This window comes from Sedimentitalea sediminis (genome assembly GCF_042687825.1).
GTDB lineage: Bacteria > Pseudomonadota > Alphaproteobacteria > Rhodobacterales > Rhodobacteraceae > Sedimentitalea.
Genome location: NZ_JBHUQE010000012.1, coordinates 16,782 through 38,542, shown reverse-complemented (window position 1 = coordinate 38,542; position 21,761 = coordinate 16,782). Strand labels below are relative to the sequence as shown.

General features: G+C 62.4%; 18 protein-coding genes and 1 pseudogene. 12 read left to right on the top strand and 7 right to left on the bottom strand.

Annotation, left to right across the window (positions count from 1 at the left end):
* The first annotated feature begins 32 nt into the window (after window positions 1-32).
* The 6 genes and pseudogenes from pstC to ACFMPD_RS11330 all read left to right on the top strand — a co-directional run.
* Window positions 33-1,511 carry a phosphate ABC transporter permease subunit PstC gene (gene pstC / locus ACFMPD_RS11355; protein WP_380994190.1) on the top strand — a complete coding sequence of 493 codons (1,479 nt, stop codon included), beginning with the start codon at window positions 33-35 and terminating at the stop codon, window positions 1,509-1,511.
* Window positions 1,508-2,848 carry a phosphate ABC transporter permease PstA gene (gene pstA, locus ACFMPD_RS11350; RefSeq protein WP_380994188.1) on the top strand — a complete coding sequence of 447 codons (1,341 nt, stop codon included), beginning with the start codon at window positions 1,508-1,510 and terminating at the stop codon, window positions 2,846-2,848. Before pstC ends, pstA begins: the two co-directional genes overlap by 4 nt.
* An 11-nt stretch (window positions 2,849-2,859) precedes the next feature.
* Complete coding sequence (gene pstB, locus ACFMPD_RS11345; RefSeq protein WP_380994185.1) at window positions 2,860-3,657, top strand: phosphate ABC transporter ATP-binding protein PstB; 798 nt, start codon at window positions 2,860-2,862, stop codon at window positions 3,655-3,657.
* A gap of 12 nt (window positions 3,658-3,669) precedes the next feature.
* Window positions 3,670-4,371, top strand: coding sequence for a phosphate signaling complex protein PhoU (gene phoU, locus ACFMPD_RS11340; RefSeq protein ID WP_380994353.1), 702 nt, complete (start codon window positions 3,670-3,672; stop codon window positions 4,369-4,371).
* A 10-nt stretch (window positions 4,372-4,381) separates the two neighbouring features.
* Window positions 4,382-5,071 (top strand): phosphate regulon transcriptional regulator PhoB, encoded by a 690-nt coding sequence (phoB, locus tag ACFMPD_RS11335; protein WP_380994182.1) that lies wholly within the window; start codon window positions 4,382-4,384, stop codon window positions 5,069-5,071.
* Window positions 5,072-5,197: 126 nt separating this feature from the next.
* Window positions 5,198-6,127: pseudogene (locus tag ACFMPD_RS11330) on the top strand (Hint domain-containing protein); the annotation flags it as partial.
* Between the two features lie 225 nt (window positions 6,128-6,352).
* Here the strand turns inward: ACFMPD_RS11330 and ACFMPD_RS11325 are convergent.
* Window positions 6,353-7,264 carry a LysR family transcriptional regulator gene (locus ACFMPD_RS11325; RefSeq protein WP_380994179.1) on the bottom strand — a complete coding sequence of 304 codons (912 nt, stop codon included), beginning with the start codon at window positions 7,262-7,264 and terminating at the stop codon, window positions 6,353-6,355.
* 100 nt (window positions 7,265-7,364) lie between these two features.
* Here ACFMPD_RS11325 and ACFMPD_RS11320 point away from each other — a divergent pair, with 100 nt between their 5' ends.
* From ACFMPD_RS11320 to ACFMPD_RS11310, 3 genes are all read left to right on the top strand, one after another.
* On the top strand, window positions 7,365-8,591 hold the full coding sequence (locus tag ACFMPD_RS11320; protein WP_380994176.1) for an acyl-CoA dehydrogenase: 1,227 nt from the start codon (window positions 7,365-7,367) through the stop codon (window positions 8,589-8,591).
* A gap of 134 nt (window positions 8,592-8,725) precedes the next feature.
* Window positions 8,726-9,070 carry a protein tyrosine phosphatase family protein gene (locus ACFMPD_RS11315; protein WP_380994173.1) on the top strand — a complete coding sequence of 115 codons (345 nt, stop codon included), beginning with the start codon at window positions 8,726-8,728 and terminating at the stop codon, window positions 9,068-9,070.
* Window positions 9,071-9,676: 606 nt separating this feature from the next.
* Window positions 9,677-10,045, top strand: coding sequence for an IS110 family transposase (locus ACFMPD_RS11310; RefSeq protein ID WP_380994171.1), 369 nt, complete (start codon window positions 9,677-9,679; stop codon window positions 10,043-10,045).
* A gap of 97 nt (window positions 10,046-10,142) precedes the next feature.
* Here ACFMPD_RS11310 and ACFMPD_RS11305 read toward each other — a convergent pair whose 3' ends face one another.
* Window positions 10,143-11,309: an MFS transporter gene (locus ACFMPD_RS11305; protein ID WP_380994169.1), complete on the bottom strand. Its 1,167-nt coding sequence runs from the start codon at window positions 11,307-11,309 to the stop codon at window positions 10,143-10,145.
* Window positions 11,310-11,398: 89 nt separating this feature from the next.
* Between ACFMPD_RS11305 and ACFMPD_RS11300 the strand changes: the two genes are divergently transcribed.
* Window positions 11,399-12,730, top strand: coding sequence for an aminotransferase-like domain-containing protein (locus ACFMPD_RS11300; RefSeq protein WP_380994167.1), 1,332 nt, complete (start codon window positions 11,399-11,401; stop codon window positions 12,728-12,730).
* 313 nt (window positions 12,731-13,043) lie between these two features.
* Complete coding sequence (locus ACFMPD_RS11295; protein ID WP_380994165.1) at window positions 13,044-14,306, top strand: acyl-CoA dehydrogenase family protein; 1,263 nt, start codon at window positions 13,044-13,046, stop codon at window positions 14,304-14,306.
* 107 nt (window positions 14,307-14,413) lie between these two features.
* Here ACFMPD_RS11295 and ACFMPD_RS11290 read toward each other — a convergent pair whose 3' ends face one another.
* The 5 genes from ACFMPD_RS11290 to ACFMPD_RS11270 all read right to left on the bottom strand — a co-directional run bounded on the left by ACFMPD_RS11290 (window position 14,414) and on the right by ACFMPD_RS11270 (window position 20,534).
* Entirely contained in the window at window positions 14,414-15,298 is an 885-nt protein-coding gene (locus ACFMPD_RS11290) for an acyl-CoA thioesterase (RefSeq protein WP_380994163.1), read from the bottom strand.
* A gap of 21 nt (window positions 15,299-15,319) precedes the next feature.
* Window positions 15,320-17,284, bottom strand: a complete 1,965-nt coding sequence (locus ACFMPD_RS11285; RefSeq protein ID WP_380994161.1) for an acetoacetate--CoA ligase — start codon at window positions 17,282-17,284, stop codon at window positions 15,320-15,322.
* Complete coding sequence (locus ACFMPD_RS11280) at window positions 17,281-18,522, bottom strand: serine hydrolase domain-containing protein (protein ID WP_380994159.1); 1,242 nt, start codon at window positions 18,520-18,522, stop codon at window positions 17,281-17,283. Before ACFMPD_RS11280 ends, ACFMPD_RS11285 begins: the two co-directional genes overlap by 4 nt.
* Before the next feature lie 104 nt (window positions 18,523-18,626).
* Window positions 18,627-19,655: a phosphotransferase family protein gene (locus tag ACFMPD_RS11275; protein WP_380994158.1), complete on the bottom strand. Its 1,029-nt coding sequence runs from the start codon at window positions 19,653-19,655 to the stop codon at window positions 18,627-18,629.
* A 54-nt stretch (window positions 19,656-19,709) separates the two neighbouring features.
* Window positions 19,710-20,534, bottom strand: a complete 825-nt coding sequence (locus ACFMPD_RS11270) for an SDR family oxidoreductase (protein WP_380994156.1) — start codon at window positions 20,532-20,534, stop codon at window positions 19,710-19,712.
* Between the two features lie 212 nt (window positions 20,535-20,746).
* On the opposite strand from ACFMPD_RS11270, the gene ACFMPD_RS11265 reads away from it, so the two are divergent.
* Window positions 20,747-21,751, top strand: a complete 1,005-nt coding sequence (locus ACFMPD_RS11265) for an NADP-dependent oxidoreductase (RefSeq protein ID WP_380994154.1) — start codon at window positions 20,747-20,749, stop codon at window positions 21,749-21,751.
* The last annotated feature ends 10 nt before the right edge of the window (window positions 21,752-21,761 follow it).

Sequence of the window (21,761 nt, the reverse complement as noted above, 5' to 3'; positions counted from 1 at the left end):
TCCGAAACGACCTGAATATCGGCGGACGGTTCATGCCCCTGACCTGGCTCATCCTCATTCTATTCGCGCTGGCCGGACTGGGCTATGTCGCCGGTCGTTCCCGGGCTCTGCGCTCGGCGGACGGGGATCCGCGCAAGCTGCATTCCCTGCCGGCCTTTTATGGCTGGAATGCCGCCCTGTCGGGCCTGATGCCGGCGCTGGTGCTGCTGGCGTTGTGGCTGTTCGTTCAACCGATGCTGATCGAGTCCCGCATCTCCGGACATGTTCCCGCCGACCTGATCCCAGACGGGTCCAGCCGCGATCTGGTGATGAGCGATATCCGCCGCGCCGCCCACGGGTTGGACAAGGCGGTTCAGACGCAGTTGATCAGCGCCGAGGCCGCAGACCGGCTGAACGGCGACTCGACCGACCTGCGGGCGCTGATGGGGCAGGTGGGCATTGCCATCGGCAACGACATCGAACCCCGTGTGCTGGCCGCCGCCCAGCAATACCGGAAACTGGACAGCGCTGCCGGGCGCTGGATGTGGGGCGCGGTTCTGGCGGTGGCGCTGGCCGGGCTGGGCTTGGCGCTGAAGCGCACCCACAAGGGGTTTCGCGCCCGCAACACCGTCGAACGGGGCATTCTGGCGCTGCTGATCCTGGCCGCCTCGATCGCGATCCTGACCACGTTGGGCATCGTGCTGTCGATGCTGTTTGAAACCCGCAACTTCTTTGGCCTGCATTCCTGGACCGATTTCTTCTTTGGCGCGACCTGGGCGCCGAATTTTCGCGGCGACAGCGAATTGTCCTTCCTGCCGCTGCTGTGGGGCACGCTCTATGTCTCGCTCATCGCGCTGGCGGTGGCGGTACCGGTCGGCCTTTTTGCCGCCATCTACCTGTCGGAATATGCCAGCAAGGCGATGCGCGCCGTAGCCAAACCGCTGCTGGAGATCCTCGCCGGTATTCCGACCATCGTTTATGGCCTGTTCGCGCTGCTGACGGTGGGGCCGATGCTGGTCAATGTCTTTGGCCGCGGCGAGGACGGTCTGCTGGGCGTCGATTGGATGGCCGGTGCCACCTCGGTTCTGACTGCGGGCGTGGTGATGGGGATCATGCTGGTTCCCTTTGTATCCTCGCTGAGCGACGACATCATCAACGCGGTGCCGCAGTCGCTGCGCGACGGCTCGTTCGGCCTGGGCGCAACCCAGTCCGAAACCGTGCGCCAGGTGGTTCTGCCCGCCGCCCTGCCGGGGATTGTCGGGGCGGTTCTTCTGGCCGCCAGCCGGGCCATCGGCGAAACCATGATCGTGGTGATGGGGGCGGGGGCGATCGCCAAGTTCTCGTTGAACCCGTTGGAATCGATGACCACCATCACCACCCGCATCGTCAGCCAGTTGACGGGCGACACCGATTTCGCCAGCCCCGAGACGCTGGTCGCCTTTGCCCTGGGTCTGACGCTGTTCGTGCTGACGCTGGGCCTGAATGTTCTGGCGCTGTATATCGTGCGCACCTATCGGGAGCAGTATGAATGACCGATACCAGCCAATCCACGCCGCGCGCCGGGTCGCTGTTTGCCCGCGATGCGCGCACCGACCGGCGCAACGCCGCCGAGAAACGCTTTCGGTTCTATGGCCTGACGGCGATTGCCATCGGCCTGGTGATGCTGATCACCCTGGTGACCACGATCCTGGTCAATGGCGTCGGCGCCTTTCAGCAGAGCTTTGTCACGCTCAGGGTCGAGTTGCTGGAATCCAAGCTGGACAAGAGCGGCACCCGTGATCTGGACAAGATCAAGAAGGTGTCGACCTTTGGCTATGCGCCGCTGATCAATGCCGCCTTTGAAAACATGGCATCCCAGGCCGGACTGGACACCGGGCTGAGCGCCAAGAAAATGGGCGCCATCCTGTCCAAGGATGCGGCGGCGCAACTGCGCAATTCCGTGCTGGCCAATCCCGACCGGATCGGCGACACGATCGAGTTCACCTTTCTCGCCAACAGCCGGATCGACGGCTATCTCAAGGGCCGGGTCACGCGCGCCAGTATTGCCAACGACAAGAAGATCACCGCCGAACAACTGGATTTTGCCGACGAATTGCTTGCCCTGGGGGTGTTGAAAAAGACCTTTAATCCGGCCTTTATCTTTGGCGCGGACGCCTCGGATCAGCGCCCCGAAGCGGCGGGCATCGGGGTGTCGATGCTGGGCTCGCTGTTCATGATGCTGGTGGTGCTGGTGCTGGCCCTGCCGATCGGTGTCGCCGCCAGCATCTATCTCGAGGAATTCGCGCCGAAAAACTGGCTGACCGACGTGATCGAGGTCAACATCGCCAATCTGGCGGCGGTGCCCTCCATCGTGTTCGGCATCCTGGGTCTGGCGGTGTTCATCAACGTTCTGCACCTGCCGATGTCGGCCCCGCTGGTGGGCGGCATGGTGCTGACCCTGATGACCCTGCCGACCATCATCATCTCGACCCGCGCGGCACTCAAGGCCGTGCCGCCCTCGATCCGCGATGCGGCGCTGGGGGTTGGCGCCTCGAAAATGCAATCGGTGTTTCATCATGTCCTGCCGCTGGCGGCGCCGGGTATCCTGACCGGCACCATCATCGGCTTGGCGCAGGCCCTGGGCGAAACCGCGCCGCTGCTCTTGATCGGCATGGTCGGTTTTGTCGCCTCGAACGCACCGGACAGTCTGGCCGCCGGCCTGTTGGACCCGAACTCGGCCATGCCCGCGCAGATCTATGAATGGGCAAAACGCGCCGATCCGGCCTTTTATGAAAGGGCCTGGGGGGGCATCATCATCCTGTTGATCTTTCTGGTCGCCATGAACACCGTCGCAGTAATGCTGCGCCGCCGCTTTGAACGCCGTTGGTAAGGAATTTGGCTATGAACGATATGTCCCTGCTCGCCGGTGCCGTCAGCACCGAAACAGCCAAGATCACCGCCCGCAACGTGAATGTCTATTATGGCGACAGCCGTGCCATTCAGGATGTGAACGTGGATATCGCCCGCAACACGGTGACCGCGTTCATCGGGCCGTCAGGTTGTGGAAAATCAACCTTTCTGCGCTGTCTGAACCGGATGAACGACACGATCGACATCTGCCGCGTCACCGGCGCGATCCGGCTGGATGACGAGGACATCTATGACAAGCGCGTCGATCCGGTGCAGCTGCGGGCCAAGGTCGGAATGGTGTTTCAGAAACCCAACCCCTTCCCGAAATCGATCTATGACAATGTCGCCTATGGGCCAAAGATCCACGGCATGGCGCATTCCCGCGCCGAACTGGACGAGATTGTCGAACGGGCCCTGCGCCGCGGGGCGCTGTGGGACGAAGTCAAGGACCGGCTGCAGGCGCCCGGCACCGGGCTGTCGGGCGGCCAGCAACAGCGCCTGTGCATCGCCCGGGCCGTGGCCACCGAGCCCGAGGTTCTGCTGATGGACGAGCCCTGCAGCGCGCTGGACCCGATCGCCACCGCCCAGGTCGAGGAACTGATCGACGAGCTGCGGCAGAATTTTTCCGTGGTGATCGTCACCCATTCGATGCAGCAGGCTGCCCGGGTCAGCCAGCACACCGCGTTCTTTCACCTCGGGCAGTTGGTCGAGTTCGGCGAGACCGGACAGATCTTTACCAACCCGCAGGACGGGCGCACCGAAAGCTATATCACCGGCCGGATCGGTTAAGGGACACAGATGATGCAGGAAACACATATCGCTTCGGCCTTTGACCGCGATCTCGAGACCATCCAGGCGCGGATCATGAAAATGGGCGGTCTGGTCGAGGCCGCGATCATGGATGCGGCCCGGTCGCTGGAAACCCGCGACGAAGAGTTGGCGGAACAGGTCCGCGGCAAGGATCGGGCGATCGATGTGCTGGAAGAGATGATCAACGAAGAGGCCGCCAAGGTGATCGCCACCCGCGCGCCCGCCGCCTCGGATCTGCGGCTGATCCTGACGGTGACCAAGATCAGTGGCAATCTGGAACGCATCGGCGACTACGCCAAGAACATGGCCAAGCGTACCTCTGTGCTGTCGCAGATGCAGCCGGTCAATGACAGCGCCTCGGCGTTGCGGCGCATGGCGCGCGAGGTCGAGGTGATGCTCAAGGATGCGCTGGACGCCTATATCCAGCGCGATGTCGAACTGGCCGCCGACGTGATCACGCGCGACCACGAGGTGGACCAGATGTATAACGCATTGTTCCGAGAGTTTCTGACTTTCATGATGGAGGATGCGCGCAACATCACGCCTTGCATGCATTTGCATTTCATCGCCAAGAATGTCGAGCGCATGGGCGATCACGTGACCTCGATTGCCGAACAGGTGATTTATCTGGTGACTGGTGAACGCCCGGACGAATCCCGCCCAAAGGCCGACACCACGGCGATCTCGTTATAGGAGACATCCCATGTCTGCGGATCAACCCACCGTCTTGGTGGTCGAAGACGAACCGGCGCAACGCGAAGTTCTCAGCTACAACCTGGCGGCCGAAGGCTTCCGCGTCTGCCAGGCGGAAAACGGCGAAGACGCCCTGATGGTGGTCGACGAAGACACGCCCGACGTGATCGTGCTGGACTGGATGATGCCCAATCTCAGCGGCATCGAGGTCTGCCGGCGGCTAAAGACCCGCCATGCCACGCGCGCCATCCCGATCATCATGCTGTCGGCCCGCTCTGAAGAGGTGGACAAGGTGCGCGGCCTTGAGACCGGCGCCGATGACTATGTGATCAAACCCTATTCCGTGGTCGAGCTGATGGCGCGGGTGCGTGCCCAGTTGCGCCGCAGCCGGCCCTCGGCCGTGGGGGTCCGGCTGGAATTCGAAGACATCGTGCTGGATGGCGAAACCCACCGGGTCACGCGCGCGGGAAAACCCGTCAAGCTGGGGCCGACCGAATTCCGCCTGCTGCGCAATTTCATGGAAAAGCCGGCCAGGGTCTGGAGCCGCGAACAATTGCTGGACCGGGTCTGGGGCCGCGACATCTATGTCGACACGCGCACGGTCGATGTGCATATCGGTCGCCTGCGCAAGGCTCTGATGCAGCATGGCGGCGACGATCCGGTGCGCACCGTGCGCGGGGCCGGTTATGCGCTGGGGTGACATCCGCGCATCGCCGCCCTCTGCAATCGGGCGCATTTAATACGTGCTAATTTGAAATACTTAGCGGATTTTCTTTAAAACCCATTGGTAGCCCCAGCCTAGGTTGAAACCTGAAAATAGTCGCGCATGTCGGCAGGTTTCCTTGGTTGCCCCGGGGCCAGTGGCCGATCGGCGCAAGGTTTATCTGGTCGCTGGTTCATGATCATCCGCAGTTTTTTTATTACCGACGCCTCGGGTTTGGTGGTCAGCTCCATTTCCGATGCGGGCCTGGTCGGCAATTCGATCATCAACAATTCCTCGACGCCGGATGGAACGGTCTTTTCCTATACCGGCGCGGGGCACACGACTGTCTCGGTTGAGGACGCGAACGACGCCGACTGGTTCAACGACGATGACACGGCCAACCATGTCGTCCTGGACGGCGGCGGAATCGTCGCCAATGGCACCCATGTCGAAGCGGAATCGCTGATTCATCTGCGGGCGCCGGACGGGGATGGCAATCCCACCGGGCCGACCGTCACCATCACGGTTCTGTCGCAGAGCGGCACCACATCGGACATCTGGGGACTTTTGACGCATTCGCCGCTGGTGGACGGCACCAACTATGTCAAGGTTGGTGGCAACAATATCGGCGATACACGCTACAAGGATTTCATCCCCTGTTTCGGGCCGCGCACACCCATCGACACCCCCGATGGTCCGGTTTGTGCCGAGGATCTGCAACCCGGTCAGATCGCCTGGACCCATAGTCACGGCCCGTGTCCGGTGCGCTGGATCGGATCGACCGAGGTCGCGGGCACCGGCGCCTTTGCGCCCGTGGTCTTTGCGCCGGGCAGCATTGGGAATGTTCGCCGGCCGGTTCTGTCCCAACAACATCGCGTGTTCATTCAAAGCGCCCAGGCCGAATTGCTGCTCGGGCAGCCCGGAGTACTGGTCGCGGCCAAGCATCTGAGCGGCCTGCCGGGCGTGTCGCTGCAGACGCGCGACCGCATCCGCTACACCCATATCATGTTCGACCAGCATGTGATCGTGCGCGCGGCGGGGGCGCTGACCGAGAGCTTTTTTCTCTCCGAACATTCCCTGAGCGCTCTGGATCAAGGCCCGCAGCGGGAGTTAAGGGCGCTGTTTCCGGCGCTGACGCAGGGCCGTCCCGAGGGATTTGCCCGTCTCGCGGCCCCAGCCTGCGCGCCCACGAGGCCCGGACCCTGTGTGCGCATCTTTAGTACGCACACCCTGTCGCGTGCGCCGGTTCCAATTGCACGAGGGCCGGGCAGGGCGGAGCTATCGGGGCAGGGGGTCTTCGGGCTGCGCCTGAGTCTGCAGCCAGTCGCGGAATGCTTGCAGAGCCGGGTCCTGGGATTTTTCGCGCGGCCAGACCAGGTAATAGGCGCCCTGCGCCTCGGTCGGCCGGTGCTGCAGGGCCACGAGTCGGCCCAGAGCCAGGTCCTGTTCGACCAGGTAATCGGGCATTAATGCGACGCCCAGCCCGTGCAGCGCCGCCTGGGTGATGGTTGAAAACTGATCATACATGGTGCCGCGCAGCGGTTCGGTGACGGGAACGTTCTGCGCCTGGAACCAGTCGCGCCAGGCTTGTGGCCGGGTCTGGATATGCAACAGCGGCATGCGACGGATTTTGTCGGGCGGCACCGGGCGGTGATCACCCAGCAATTCCGGCGCGCAAACCGGCAGAAGCTGCTCGTGGCGCAACAGCAGACAGTCAGTGTCCGGCCAGTCCGCATTGCCGAAATGCAAAGCTGCATCAAAGGCTTCGGCGGCAAAGTTGAATGGCTGCAACCGGGTTCCCATATTCACGGTCACATCCGGGTGCAAGCGGGCGAACGCCGGCAACCGCGGCACCAGCCAGCGCATGCCAAAGGTCGGCAAAATCGCCAGGTTCAGCGTACCCCCCAGCGGTGCCACCTGCAGCCGCAGCGACGCCTGCGCGATCTGGTTCAGCGCCTGCCGAATTTCAGCGGCGTATTTCCGCGCCGCCGGTGTCAGGGTCAGCCGCTTGCCGTCACGCCGGATCAACGCCACGCCCATCTGATGTTCGACGGCCTGTAACTGCCGGCTCACGGCGCTTTGGGTCAGGGACAATTCGCTGGCTACGGCCGAGGCGCTGCCCAGACGATCCAGCGCCTCCAGGGCGCGCAGGGACGGGATCGAGGGCAGGAATCGGCGTGGTGCTGTCATGTATGATATTTACTCATGAAGCGTTGCAAAAGTCTCGTTGTTCTTTGATCGCAAATCCACCTAGAGTGCCGGAAAATTCATCCCTGCGCAGGAGCCCGTCATGAACATCGCCGAAAAACCTACCCTGAAAGCCAAGGACGCCCCGGAACTGGGCGGGTTCGACTGGACGGATCCGCTGCGCCTGGATGACCAGCTGACCGAAGACGAACGGATGATTGCGGCCAGTGCGCGGGCCTATGCGCAGGAAAAACTGCAGCCGCGCGTCACCGCGGCCTATGCCAACGAGGAAACCGACCCCGAAATCTTTCGTGAAATGGGCGAGATGGGCCTGCTGGGCGTGACCGTGCCCGAGGAATATGGCGGCATCGGTGCCGGCTATGTCAGTTATGGCCTGGTGTCGCGCGAGGTCGAGCGCGTCGACAGCGGCTATCGCTCGATGATGTCGGTGCAAAGCTCGCTGGTGATGTACCCGATCTATGCCTATGGCAGCGAGGAACAACGCCGCAAATACCTGCCGAAACTGGCCAGCGGCGAATTCATCGGCTGTTTCGGTCTGACCGAGCCGGATGCCGGCAGCGATCCGGCCGGCATGAAGACCCGCGCGACCAAGACCGAGAACGGCTATGTCCTGAACGGCTCCAAGATGTGGATCTCGAACGCGCCGATCGCCGATGTGTTTGTCGTCTGGGCCAAGTCCGATGCCCATGGCGGCAAGATTCGCGGCTTTGTGCTGGACAAGGGAACCAAGGGGCTGAGCGCCCCCAAGATCGAGAACAAGGCCAGTCTGCGCGCCAGCATCACCGGCGAAATCGTCATGGATAATGTCGAGGTCGGCGAGGACGCGCTGTTGCCGCATGTGCAGGGGTTGAAAGGGCCGTTTGGCTGTCTGAACCGGGCGCGGTATGGTATCAGCTGGGGTGCCCTGGGCGCTGCCGAAGCCTGCTGGCACGCTGCCCGGCAATACGGTCTGGACCGGCAACAGTTCAACCGGCCGCTGGCGCAGACGCAGCTGTTCCAGAAAAAACTGGCCGACATGCAGACCGAGATTTCCCTGGGATTGCAGGCCAGCCTGCGGGTCGGCCGCCTGATGGACGAGGCCAAGGCCGCGCCGGAAATGGTTTCGATCGTCAAACGCAACAATTGCGGCAAGGCGCTGGAAATCGCGCGCCTGGCGCGGGACATGCATGGTGGCAACGGCATCAGCCTGGAATTCCAGGTGATCCGCCACATGGTGAACCTGGAAACCGTGAACACCTATGAGGGCACCCATGACGTGCACGCGCTGATCCTGGGCCGTGCCCAGACCGGCTTGCAGGCGTTCTTTTAACCGCCCTTGCACCGCCATGAATCACGCCCGTTCGGCAGTTCGCCGGGCGGGCGTTTTTCGGTTTCGGACTTAACAATCACGGGGGCGCATATTACATTCCTCTAACAGCATGTGTTAGCGTTGGAGGAACCGCGATGGACATCCGAAAACTGAGCCCCGAGATCGCCGTGGCAGATCAGTTGAAACCCGCCGATATCACCCAGATCAAATCGTTGGGCTATAAAAGCCTGATCTGCAACAGGCCCGATGGGGAATCCGGATCCCAATATCTGTTCGAGGCGATCGCGCGTGCGGCGGAACTGTCGGACATCCCGGCGCATTATCTGCCGATCCCGTCCACCGGTCCGGGCCCGGCGCAGGTCGCGCAATTGCAGGCCCTGTGGCCGGATTTGCACAAACCCGCGCTGTTTTATTGCGACACGGGCGGGCGGAGCATGGAACTGGCCAGGTTGACCTTTGACGGGATTGCGGGTGGTTAGGCGTGGTTCTGAAAAATCATTGCGGTCGGGTGTGACACCGTGAATCCAGTGTGTCGGTTGACGCCGCTGGTGAGACGCATAGGTCGGTTTTTCAGTATGTTTACGTCGTGTTTTTATGAGAATAAATACCATTGGCGAATACCTGCACATAGACGGCTTCACCTCTTGATACCGCAAAGGTTGCAAGCGGTTCTCTTTCATCTTCCCGGATACATCTGCCGTGGACCTTCGGTCAGCATCCTGGCGCAACGGTAGCAAGGGCATTGCAAGGCCGCCTGTCTTTTGAGCGGCGCCTCCGACGGGCATTGCCTTTAGCTTGATCGCAGGGCGGCGCATGTCGCCATTTGCGATGGGGGATTGGCATGGAAAACAAGCTATCAGTGACATGGGTCGGGATCGACGTCTCGAAAGATGAGCTCGCAGTCGCGGTTGCGGGAAGGGCGCCCGGGGGCGAGGTTCGGGCTGGGGAAACTTTGAGAATTCACCTGCGTCCGTTCACAACCTGCTTGGAAGGCGCGCCCAACGTGCGTCACGCGTGGCTGTTGCTAACGAGGCCGGCCCGACAGGGTACGGGCTATATCGGCAGGTTCGAGCATTCGGATTCGGGTGTTCGGCGATCGCGCCCGTATTGATCCCAATGCGCGCGGCGAGCGCGTCAAGACCGACCGCCTGGATGCACTGCGTCTTGCGCGGCTGTTTCGCGCCCGAGAACTGACGCCGATCTGGGTTCCGGACGAACCCCGTGAAGCAATGCGCGACCTTGTCCGTGCCCGGGAAAGCGCCGCGAAGGACCGCGCCAGCTCAAATCCGCGTTTCTGCTGCGCCACGGCCGGGTTTATCACCGCACCAAACCATGGACGATGCGGTACCTACGATGTCTCCAACGCCAGAGCTTCGACCATCCCGCGCACCAAATCGCCCGTCAGGAAATGCCGCAGGCCGAACGAAACGCCCACGAACGGCTGGGCCGTTTGACGGCTCACATTGAAGCATCGGTGCCCGAGTGGTCATTGGCTGCGGCCGTAAATGCCCTGCAGGCCAATACGGATTGCGCGATGTGTCCCCGAAAGCGTCACCCCACTTCAGCAGCGACGGAGGAAGACAAAGACCTTTGCTTCCAAACCGTCACGATGACTGCGGTCGCTACCAGTTGGACGGCCGCAAAAACCATCATGGCGGTCAGGAGACCGAGTAGATCGGCCAATGCCCCGCTGGCAATCACAGGCAGCGAAAACCCGAGATAGGCATAGACGAACAGACCCGCCGTTGCCCGCGCGCGGTCATCCGGAGCGCGCAGCGAGACTTCGGCGAGCGAGGCGAGGTAGGTAAATCCGTAGCTGGCGGCACTCGTGATGCAGGTTCCCAGAAGAACGAGGATCAAAAGCTTCAGCCAGACCCCGGCCAGCAGCACAAGGAACCCCAGCGGGATCAGGGCGAAGCCGAGAGACAAAGCCCGGTCGTTGGTCATCCGGTGGGCAATCGGCTGACAGAGAAACCCGACGAAGATCGCCAGAAATATGACCAGCCCGGTCCAGCCGCCGAGTTCATTCGCGGCAAGCTCCAGCGGCACGACCGCAATGGTCATACCGGTGGTGGACCACGCGAGGGCCATTGCCGCGCCGAACACCCATGTGCCCGCCGGAAACACCGGCAAGCGCAGCAGAGAAACAGGGCGAGGCGTATCCACGCGCGGCAGCGCAAGGGCGATCATGGCAAGGGTGGGTGCAATGAAAAACAGGACGATGTAACTGGCGGGCACGAGCGTCGGCCCCTGAAGCCCCAGACTGATCCCCGTCGCCAATGCCCCACCACCAAAGCCGAGCGACGTGGCAGACGTGACGATAAGAGCCGCGTTCTTCGCGTGGCCGGCACCCAGAATTTCTGTCATGTAGGCTGTTCCCGCAGTCGTCGCGAGGCCGGTCCCGATCCCGAGGAGGAACCGTGCGACGACAAGACTGGTCCAACCCGGAGCCTGCACAAGCAGCGTTGTCGCTGCGGCACCCAGGAGCAAAGCGAGCGCAATCGGAACCCGTCGGCCGATTCGGTCGGAAAGTCCGCCGAGCAAAAACAGCGTTGGAATCAGCCCACCGACATAGGCCGCGAAAGCAATCGTCACGGCCGTCGCCCCGACATCGCTTTGCGCTGCATAGGTATCATAGAGCGGAGCCTGAAGATTCACCGCAAAGGTGACGGTGAACAGACCGAGCGCAAGAAACGCCGCCGGGATTGGTTTTGACATGGATCGGACCTCGAAGTCTGACTTGGGGCCGGAATGCCACGATAAATAATACATGACAATTTATATATTGTAATAGATACAGTTGGCCTATGAAGAAACCAAGATACCTCAGCCTTGCCGACACCCTGTCCGCCGCGATACGCGAGGGAAAGTTGGCACCGGGCACGAAGCTGCCGACACATCGTGCCTTTGCGGAACAATGCAATGTCGCTCTGGCCACCGCGACCCGCATCTACAAAGAGCTTGAGCGGCGAGGGGAAGTTGTCGGAGAAGCAGGGCGCGGGACATTCGTGCGCGATCTCGGCCTGCCGCCGACGCTTGGCGTTCATCAGACCGACACGGAGGGCCTGATCGACCTTGTGTTCAACATGCCCGGTGACGCGGGTGACGCCGAAACGCTCAGGGCAGGGTTGCGGCGGCTATCGACCGCTGGCGATCTTGAGGCGATGTTGCGCTACCAGCCACATGGCGGGCGTACGCACGAACGCCGGATCATTGCTGAAAGCCTTGCGCAAACTCTAGGTCCGATCGCCCCGGACAATCTGCTGATCACCTCTGGCGGTCAGCATGGCCTTGCAACCATCGCCTTGGGTCTTTTTCAGAGAGGCGAGGCCATCGCCACCGACGCTTTGACCTATCCAGGCTTCAAGTCGGTTGCGGCGCTTCAGGGGCTGGACCTCATTCCGGTCGAAGGTTCGGACGGTGTAATGGACCCAGACGCGTTGGACCGCCAATGCCGGGTCCGCAGGCTCCGGGCGGTCTATCTTATGCCCACGGTGCACAATCCTCTGGGATCGGTCATGGACGAGATTACGCGGCAGCGCGTCGTCAAAGTCGCACGGGCGCATGACTTGCTGATCATTGAGGACGCCGCCTACGCCTTTCTTGAACCCGATCCGCAGCCGAGCTTCATCGAACTGGCACCGGAACGAACGATCCATGTCGGAGGGTTTTCCAAGAGCCTGGCGACCGGGCTGCGCCTCGGATACCTTGTGACTCCACCGCAGTACGTTCCCCGACTTCTCGAAGCGATCAGGGCGACGACCTGGAATGCCCCCGCGCTGATTTCCGGGCTTGTCACGGGCTGGGTTGTGGATGGCACTCTGGCCAAGTCCGAAGAAGGTCGCAGGCAAGACGGAGCGGAGCGTCAGCGCCTTTGCCATGCCACCTTGCGTGATCTGACGGTCAGCGCGCACCCCAATGCCAGTTTTGCATGGGTCTGGCTAGAAAAGGGGAAGCGCGCCGAGCCGATTGTCACGGCGTTGAAAGAGCGAGGGATTTCAGCATCCGGGGCCGAGCCATTCGCGGCAACGACTGCGGTTCCTCAAGCGTTGCGATTAGCGTTTGGCGGTATTCCAAAGGCCGACCTGAAGCAGATTTTCAAGACGGTAAGAGCAACCGTCGAAGCGGTAGAGCAGTGACAGTGTGTGTCACCTGTGCGGGACAAACATGGCGTCTCAGGCCGAGTTCGCTGGACTTAAGTTCCAATCAACCGGGCCTCAGTTCGTGTGTGAACCGACACAATGCACGTGCGGGCTCCGAATATCGCGTAATCGGTATTATGGTAACAAATATGATCGGTAATCCCGCCATTGGCAGGCCTTGTGAACCAGTTTAGCATCCGGGCAAAGCAAATTGCGGCTTGCGGCCACAATGTCATTGGGATCCCGTGGTTCGCGTGGGACGGAAGGATCGGACTGTCTCCGCAAACGCCCAGCGCAGAGGATCCCTGTCATGTCGATGGCTCATTGTCCGCCCGAACTGAACAACCTTGCCATGTCCGATGGCGCGCGTCCGCTGCTGGACGCCGTCATCCGTCACATGCGTGAAAACGTGGATCCGATCACCGAAGAGTTCCATCGCCTGGGACAGGAACGCACCGATCGCTGGTCTTATGCGCCCGGACAGTTGGAGTTGCTGGAAACGGCCAAGGCCAAGGCGCGGGCCAACGGGTTGTGGAACTTTTTCCTGCCCAATGCAGAGACCGGCCACGGCCTGTCGAATCTCGACTATGCCTATATCGCCGCCGAACTCGGAAAAAATCCGCTGGCCTCGGAAACGCTGAACTGTTCGGCGCCCGATACCGGCAACATGGAGGTTCTGGAACGCGTCGGAACCGAAGCCCAGAAACGGCAATGGCTGCAGCCGCTGCTGAACGGCGAAATTCGATCCGCCTATGCCATGACAGAACCCGATGTCGCCAGTTCCGATGCCAAGAACATTGCAACCAGCGCGGTTCTGGATGGTGACGACTGGGTGATCAACGGCGAGAAATTCTATATTTCCGGCGCTGGAGATCCACGTTGTAAGATTATGATAACAATGGTCAAAACCTCTCCAGAGGCGGAACCGTTCCGGCAACAGTCGCAGATACTGGTGCCCATGGACGCCCCCGGCGTCACGATTGTCGGCCCGATGCATGTCTTTGGTCAGGACGACGCGCCCCATGGGCATATGCACATCCGGTTGGAAAACGTGCGCGTTCCCAGGGAAAACATCCTGCTGGGTGAAGGTCGCGGATTTGAAATCAGCCAGTTGCGTCTGGGACCCGGGCGCATCCATCATTGCATGCGCTCGATCGGGGCCGCCGACAAGGCCCTGGAACTGATGCTGGACCGGGCGATCAACCGCAAGGCCTTTGGCAAGCGCATCGTCGATCTGGGCAAGAACATGGAGACCATTTCCCGCGCCCGCATCGACATCGAGGCGATGCGCATGATGGTTCTGAAAGCCGCTCGCGCGATGGATGTCCTGGGCAACAAAGAGGCGCGGATCTGGGTCTCGGCGGTCAAGGCGATGGTGCCCGAGCGCGTCTGCCAGATCATCGACCAGGCGATACAGGTGCATGGGGCGGCCGGGATTTCGCAGTGGTTTCCACTGGCCGAGATGTATATCGGCCAGCGCACCCTGCGGTTTGCGGATGGCCCGGACGAGGTGCATCATCATGTGGTCGCCCGCGCCGAAGTTCAGGGATTTCAGGCGCGTGACAACCGCTGACCTGGGGCGCAGCCCTGCCCCGTTTCAGGACAGCCGGCGATCACGGCCGCTGGCGGGCGTGCACGCGCGCGCTGAACCGCCGGTTTGGTCGCCGCCGGTCCGCCGGCCTAGGTTGTGTCTGGAGGAGTCTTTTTGCGCAACGGACGCAACAGACCTTCTTGTGCGACGCTAGCAACCAGCGTGCCATCGGCATGGTATATCGCGCCCCGGTTGAACCCGCGACCACCACCGGTAAACGGCGCATCCATCGAATAGAGATGCCAGTCCTGAAACCGGATCGGGGCATGAAACCACATGGCGTGATCCAGACTGGCGCTCATCACCTGCGGTTTGAACCAGGTCAGACCATGCGGGCGCAGCGACGATCCCAGCAGGTTCATGTCCGAGGCATAAGCCATCAGAATATGCTGCATCTGCGGGCTGACTCCGGCGGCGTGCTCCATGCGGAACCACAACTGGTTGGCATCGCCGGTCGGCTCCGGGTCGATCAGGTCGCGCGGCGCAACCTCGCGGATTTCGATCGGGCGCGGACGCAGAAAATCGGCGCGCAGCGTCTCCGGGATGCGATCGACGAATTTGTCGCGTAGCGCGGCGCGATTGGGCAGGCCTTCGGGGCCGGGCACCTTGGGCATCGGATGCTGGTGGCTCCAACCCTCTTCGGCGACATGAAACGAAGCCGACATGTTCAGAATCTGCCGGCCGTGCTGAATGGCGACCACCCGCCGGGTGATGAAACTGCCGCCATCGCGGGCCCGGTCCACTGAATAGATCACCGGAATGCCCGGATCTCCGGGGCGGATGAAATAGGCGTGCAGCGAATGGCACAACCGGTCCGGCACCGTCCTGTAGGCGGCTGCCAGCGCCTGGGCGATTACCTGACCGCCAAAGATGCGCATAGTGGTCTCGCCGCCTGAACCGATGCCGCGAAACAGATCGACTTCCAGTGGCTCGACATCCAGGAGCTCCAGTAATTCCCGTGCAACTTCGACCATTTGCGGCGCCTTTTTACTGTGTCAATCAAACCTGCCAGCAGCGGCATATGCGGCAAAGACATCAATACTGTCCGGATTTGCCATGGAATCGCGGTTCACCACCTTGTCCACCTCGCCGCCCAACAACAGTTTTTTCACCGGGACCTCCAGCTTTTTGCCGGAAATCGTGCGCGGGATGTCGTCTATCTGCACGATGTCGTTGGGAATGAACCGTGCCGAAACCGCCTCGCGGATGGCCGATTGGATGCGCGCGTTCAGCGATTTATCCAGGGTCTGCCCGGGCGCCAGAACCACAAACAGCGCCATGAAACTGTCGCGTCCAAGGTATTCCAGGTCGACCACCAGAGAATCCAGCACCTCGTCCAGCGCCTCGACCGCCTGATAGATTTCGGCGCTGCCCAGTCGCAGGCCGTGTCGGTTTATCGTGGCATCGGATCGGCCATAGATCACTGCGCCACCCTGCGGGGTGATCTCGATCCAGTCGCCATGCCGCCAGACCCCGGGATAGATGTCGAAATAGCTGTCCTGCAGGCGGCTGCCATCCGCGTCGCCCCAGAAAAACAGTGGCATCGACGGCAGGGGTTCGGTGCAGACCAGTTCGCCGACGGTGCCGGCGGTCAGCGCCTGCCCCTGCGCGTCAAAGGCCTGGACCGCGTTTCCCAGGAACCGGCATTGCATCTCGCCAGCGCGCACCGGCAGCATCGGGTTGCCGCCGACAAAGGCGCCACAGAAATCGGTACCGCCGGAAAACGGCGCCAGCCAGACATCGGGTTTCACCGCCTGATAGATCCAGTCATAGCCTTCGGATGTCAGCGGCGAGCCGGTGGTTCCGATTGCGCGCAGGGCATCGAGGTTCAGCCCCTCGCCTGGGCGAAGCCCGGCCTTCATGCAGGCGGTGACATAGGCGGCGCCGGCGCCGAAACTGGTGATGCCGTGCTGGGCGACGAACCGCCAGGGTTCCATCAGGTCGGGATGATTGACCGCGCAGTCATACAGGGCCAGAGTCGCGCCCTGCCCCAGCGCCACCATCTGCACGTTCCACATGATCCACCCGGACGATGTCAGCCAGCAAAATCGGTCGGTGTCGCGGATATCCTGATGCAGCGATTGTTTGACGCCTTCCAGTAGAATGCCGCCATGACCATGCACGATGGGTTTGGGATTGCCGGTCGTGCCCGAGGAATAGACGATCCACAGCGGATGATCGAATGGCATGGCGGCGAATTCCAGCGTGGCGGGCGCCCCGGTCAGATCATCAAAGGCGATGGCGCCGTGGGGTACCGGTCCCGTGACCGGCTGGCAGACGACATGGGCCAGCGAAGGCAGCGCCTGGGTAATTTCGGCCAGAACCGCACGCCGGTCATAGGTCTTGCCCGCATGCACATACCCGTTCTGGGCGATCAACAGTTTGGGTTCGATCTGGCGAAACCGGTCCAGAATGGCCGCCTGCCCCATCTCGGGTGCGCAGAGCGACCAGATCGCACCGATGCTGGCCGTCGCCAGACACGCGATCAGCGCCGTGTCGGTATTGCCCAGAATCGCCGCCACCCGGTCGCCCGGACCCAGTCCCATGGCCCGGAACCGGGCGGCAACGCTGGCAACCTGCGCGGCCAGGTCGGCCCATGTCAGTTCGGTATCGCCAAAGGTTTCGGATTGCATGATCAACGCAGTGCGATCCGGGCTGTGCTCGGCCTGGCGCAGGATCTGGCGGGCGAAATTCAGGCGCGCGCCGGGAAACCAGGTGGCGCCGGGCATCTGTCGGTCCGCCAGAACGTCGCTAAACGGTGTATCCGACTGCAGGTCGAAATAGGTCCAGATCGCCGACCAGAACCCGTCAAGATCGCTGACACTCCAGTGCCAGAGATCATTGTAATCCTCAAAGGACATCCCGCGCTCGCGCTGCAGCCATCGCAGGAAATCCGCCATCCGGGTCGCGTCCGCCTGCGCCGGTGTCGGGCGCCACAGGATCGGGCGTTCCTCGCTCATGACAGGATCGCGCCCTGCACCAGCGCCTTTAGTTCGGCCCGCGCCGGATAGGCGCTGGACGGGGCCAGTTGTGTGAAAAACACCACCGACAGGTCATGTTCCCGGTCGATCCAGAAATAGGTCGAGGCCATTCCGCCCCAGCTGTAATCGCCGACGCTGCCCGGCCAGCGGGCGCGTGCCGGGTCCAGCACCACCGCGCCGCCCAACCCGAACCCCATGCCCTCCATAGGCTGTTCGGCAAAGCTTTGCGGACCCATCGCGGCAATTTCGCCGCGCAGATGGTTGCGCATCATGAAATCCACGGTGCGCGGCCCCAGCAGTTGCCCGGCGTCGCATTTGCCGCGCAGGCGCATCATCTCGGCAAAGGCCATATAGTCGTCGATGGTACCGACCAGCCCGCCACCGCCAGAAAACAGCGTCGCCGATTCAAAGGCCGAACCGCCGGCCCGGTCTGTGGGCCGCAGGGTCTGCACGCCGGGCTTTGCCGCCTGCAGCGCCATCGCGCCGCCTTCGAGCGGCGTATAGAGCGTGGCGAACCGATCGCCGGTGCCGGGCGGCACGCGAAAGCCGGTCTGGTGCATGCCCAGCGGGTCGAGAATGTTCTGGTGCAGGAAATCCGCCAGGCTCTGGCCTGAGACCACCTCGATCACCCGGCCCAGAATATCGATGCCCACGGAATATTCCCAGCGTCTGCCCGGCTGAAAGGCCAAAGGCAGGCCCGCCACCTGATCGACCCGGTCCGCCAGCAGGCCCTGATCGGGGCCAAAGATCAGGTCCAGCCGGTCCATTTCGGCCGGCAACAGGCCGGGGTTGAACGGATAGCTCAGCCCACTGGTGTGGGTCATCAGTTGATGGATCGTCGGGGTTGCGCAGGGTTCGACCTGATCGATGCGAGTCGCATCGGCGCACAGCGCCGTCATGTCGGAAAACACAGGCAGAAACTCGGACACGGGTGCATCGAGGTGGAACAGGCCGCGTTCCACCAGCATCATCGCGGCGATCGAGGTGACGGGTTTGGTCATGGAATAGATCCGCGCGACCGTGTCGCGTTCAAACCGCAACCCGGCCTCGACGTCGCGCTGGCCGGTGGCGTTGAAATAGACCTCGTGACCATCGCGCGCGATCAGGATGGACGCACCGGGAAACTTGCGCTGTGCGACATAGCGCTGCATCCAGTCGGCAATCCGTGTCAGACGCTGCGGATCCAGGCCCTGATCCTGCGGATTTGCGGTATTCATGCTGTTTTTCCTCTGCTGCGCGCAACCCCTGTCGCTGTTATCCGGCAATCGCGGCACGGCCACAACCGGGCAATCGGGGGCATCGCTATGCCCATGTTGCCGGGCTAACCCGTCAGCGCCCGCAGCCCGTGGCCGGCAAACAGCGGCACATAGCCGCCCAGTTGCCGGGCTTTCGCGGGGTTGCTGGCATTGCCATCCAGCGCGCGCTTGTGCACGCCCTGCAGGATTGCCGCCATGCGGAAAAAGCTGAACCCGAGGTAAAAGCCGAAATTCTCGATTTCGGACAAGCCGCGCCGCGCACAATAGCTGTCGATGAATGCCTGATCCGAGGGCAACCCCAATGCGTCCCGGTCGATGCCGGCCAGCCCGCGGCCTTCGGGGCCACAGGGCATCTGCCATTGCATGATGACCGAAGCCAGATCGGCAAAGGGGTGGCCGATGGTTGACAACTCCCAATCCAGCACCGCCAGACAGGTGGGGCCGGTTTCGGCAAAGATCATGTTGTCGATGCGGTAATCGCCATGCACCAGCGTGCGCTGCCCGTCCTCTGGCGGCAAGCGCTCGGCCAGGACGCGCATCAGCCGGTCCATGTCGTGGATCGTCCCGGTCTCCGAGGCCCGGTACTGTTTGGACCAGCGCCCAAGCTGGCGTTCGAAATAGCTGCCCGAGGGTCCATAATCGGACAATCCGGCCGCCTCGATATCGACATTGTGCAGTGTCGCCAGCACCTGGTTCATCTGGTCGATCACCGCACCGCGTTCGGCGCGGGCCAGTTCGGGCAAGGTCGGCACCGGGAAATTGCGCCCGGCGACATGCGACATGACATAGAACATCGACCCGATCACGCTGTCATCCCGGCACAGCAGATGCATTTCCGCCACCGGCACCGGCGTGTCGGCCAGGGCCCGTTGCACGCGATACTCGCGGTCCACCGCATGCGCCGATTTCAGCAGCGTTCCGGGTGGTTTGCGGCGCAGCACATAATTCCGGTCCGGGGTTTCCAGCAGATAAGTCGGGTTGGACTGGCCACCCGCGAACTTGCGCGCGCTCAGCGGGCCGGAGAATCCCGGCAGGTTTTTGGTCAGATAGCTGCCGACCGCCTCCAGATCCAGATCAAGCGCGGTGTCGGTCATCCTGCTTCCTGCTTCCTGCTTCCTGCTTTCGGGGGCGGTGGGCGCAGCCACGGCTCAACCCCGCACCGCCTTTTCAAAGATGTTGTGGCCGCTCATCACGTTGATGCCGCCGCTGACCGGGATCACCGCACCGGTGACATAGGCCCCGCCGCGCCCGCAGAGGAACAGCATGCAGCCGGCGATATCCTCTTCGCGCCCGACCCGGCCCAGCGGTACGTCGCCCGCGACCAGCGCGCGTTTGTCTTCGTCCGCCGTGGCAAAGGCGGTCATGCGCGATACGAACGGTCCGGGCGCCAGTGCGTTGACGGTGATATGGCGATGCGCCAGTTCCTTGGCCAGGATCCGCGACAGGTGGATCACCGCCGCCTTGGAAGCGGCATAGCTGTAGGCGCCATCGCCCATGGGCAACTCGCCCATTACCGAGGCGACATTGACCACACGCGCCGGATCGTCGGGATCGGCCGCAGCCTCAAGCAATGGCAGCAGTTTCTGCGTCAGATCGAACAGCCCCGCGACATTAACCGACATCACGTGATCCCAGGCATCATAGGGGAATTCGCCCAATTGTCCGCCCCAGGCAACACCGGCATTATTCATCAGTATATCAAGGGATTGCGTTCGGTTTTTCACCTCGTCAACCAAGGCATCGATGCCTGCGGCGCTGCCGACGTCGCCGGCAAACCCAACCGCGCTGCCCGCGACCTTTGCTGTGTTCAACGCGTCGGCCACGGCGGCGCAATCCGCCCCCTTGCGCGAGGCGATCAGCACCCGGGCGCCGGCATTCACCAGCGCCTCGGCGGCCATGCGTCCGATGCCGGTGGCGCCGCCAGTCACCAGCGCGGTCTTGCCGTGCAGCGAAAACAAAGTCTCTGGTGTCATGTCCTGCCCCCATTTGCCCCGTCCGATGATGATCGAACATTGTGCGGGGGCCGCTATGGGCATAGGCCCGTCGCCCGCGCGGTTCGGGGCCGGGGTCTGGCATCAGGATTGCATTTCGCATTTCGATTGACAACTGGGGTGTGCGGCGGAAGAGTCCGGCAATGCAGCGGGCCCAGACAGGAACGCAGGCGCGGTTCAGGGGGAACAGAGCGATGAAGAACCGACAGATCTTGGTCGCCGAGCTGCCGTCCGCGGAATTGAAGCCCACCCATTTCGCTCTGCAAGAGAGCGACATGCCGGTTCCCGAGGCGGGCGAAGTGCTGTTGCGCACCATCCTGATGTCGATCGACGCCGCCAATCGCAGTTGGATGAAGGGGGCCACCTATCGCGACGCGGTACAGGCGGGCGATGCCATGCCCACCTACGCGGTCTGCGAGGTGATGCACAGCAACAGCAAGCACCTGAAACCCGGTGATATCGTTGCCGCGGAAACAGACTGGGCCGACTATGTCACGCGCGCCGCGCACAAGGTGCAGAAACTGCCGGATATCCGGCCGCTGTCCAACCTCATGTCGGTTTATGGGATCGCCGGAAAGACGGCGTTTCACGGGCTGATCCATGTCGGCAATGCGATCGCTGGCGAGACCCTGCTGGTTTCGGCCGCCGCCGGGTCGGTCGGAGGGTATGTCGGACAGATTGGCAAAGCCCTGGGTTGCCGCGTCGTCGGCATTGCGGGCGGGGCTGAGAAATGCGACTGGGTGGTGCAAAATCTGGGCTTTGACGCCTGTATCGACTATCGCGATCCGGGGATGTTCAAGGCGCTGCGTGCCGCCTGCCCCGACGGCGTCGATGTGTATTTCGACAATGTCGGTGGCCGGATTCTGGAATCCGCCCTGTCCCTGATGAACAACCGTGGCCGTGTCGTCTGTTGCGGCGCGATCAGCCAGTATGACACGGAAGACGCCAGCGGACCGCGCAACCTGCCCGGGCTCTTGGTCGTCAAGCGGTTGCGCATGCAGGGCTTTATCGTGATGGATTTCGCTGACCGCGACACCACCGCCCTCAGAGCTTTGCAGAACTGGGTGCGCACCGGACAGATCACGGTGGTCGAAGATATCGTCGAGGGCCTGGAAAACGCGCCCGCCGCACTGATCGGGCTGCTGGCCGGGGACAACCGGGGCAAGCGCATGGTCCGGGTCGGCCCCGATCCTGTCTGAGGCAAGGGGA

What these genes read in the sequence shown, in the direction of transcription:
- ACFMPD_RS11305 (WP_380994169.1), bottom strand. Translation starts at nt 11,309, where the DNA reads ATGTCAAAACCAATCCCGGCGGCGTTTCTTGCGCTCGGTCTGTTCACC.
- phoB (WP_380994182.1), top strand. Translation starts at nt 4,382, where the DNA reads ATGTCTGCGGATCAACCCACCGTCTTGGTGGTCGAAGACGAACCGGCG.
- ACFMPD_RS11295 (WP_380994165.1), top strand. Translation starts at nt 13,044, where the DNA reads ATGTCGATGGCTCATTGTCCGCCCGAACTGAACAACCTTGCCATGTCC.
- ACFMPD_RS11315 (WP_380994173.1), top strand. Translation starts at nt 8,726, where the DNA reads ATGGACATCCGAAAACTGAGCCCCGAGATCGCCGTGGCAGATCAGTTG.
- ACFMPD_RS11280 (WP_380994159.1), bottom strand. Translation starts at nt 18,522, where the DNA reads ATGAATACCGCAAATCCGCAGGATCAGGGCCTGGATCCGCAGCGTCTG.
- ACFMPD_RS11325 (WP_380994179.1), bottom strand. Translation starts at nt 7,264, where the DNA reads ATGACAGCACCACGCCGATTCCTGCCCTCGATCCCGTCCCTGCGCGCC.
- pstC (WP_380994190.1), top strand. Translation starts at nt 33, where the DNA reads ATGCCCCTGACCTGGCTCATCCTCATTCTATTCGCGCTGGCCGGACTG.
- phoU (WP_380994353.1), top strand. Translation starts at nt 3,670, where the DNA reads ATGCAGGAAACACATATCGCTTCGGCCTTTGACCGCGATCTCGAGACC.
- ACFMPD_RS11285 (WP_380994161.1), bottom strand. Translation starts at nt 17,284, where the DNA reads ATGAGCGAGGAACGCCCGATCCTGTGGCGCCCGACACCGGCGCAGGCG.
- pstA (WP_380994188.1), top strand. Translation starts at nt 1,508, where the DNA reads ATGACCGATACCAGCCAATCCACGCCGCGCGCCGGGTCGCTGTTTGCC.
- ACFMPD_RS11275 (WP_380994158.1), bottom strand. Translation starts at nt 19,655, where the DNA reads ATGACCGACACCGCGCTTGATCTGGATCTGGAGGCGGTCGGCAGCTAT.
- ACFMPD_RS11320 (WP_380994176.1), top strand. Translation starts at nt 7,365, where the DNA reads ATGAACATCGCCGAAAAACCTACCCTGAAAGCCAAGGACGCCCCGGAA.
- ACFMPD_RS11265 (WP_380994154.1), top strand. Translation starts at nt 20,747, where the DNA reads ATGAAGAACCGACAGATCTTGGTCGCCGAGCTGCCGTCCGCGGAATTG.
- ACFMPD_RS11270 (WP_380994156.1), bottom strand. Translation starts at nt 20,534, where the DNA reads ATGACACCAGAGACTTTGTTTTCGCTGCACGGCAAGACCGCGCTGGTG.
- ACFMPD_RS11290 (WP_380994163.1), bottom strand. Translation starts at nt 15,298, where the DNA reads ATGGTCGAAGTTGCACGGGAATTACTGGAGCTCCTGGATGTCGAGCCA.
- pstB (WP_380994185.1), top strand. Translation starts at nt 2,860, where the DNA reads ATGAACGATATGTCCCTGCTCGCCGGTGCCGTCAGCACCGAAACAGCC.
- ACFMPD_RS11300 (WP_380994167.1), top strand. Translation starts at nt 11,399, where the DNA reads ATGAAGAAACCAAGATACCTCAGCCTTGCCGACACCCTGTCCGCCGCG.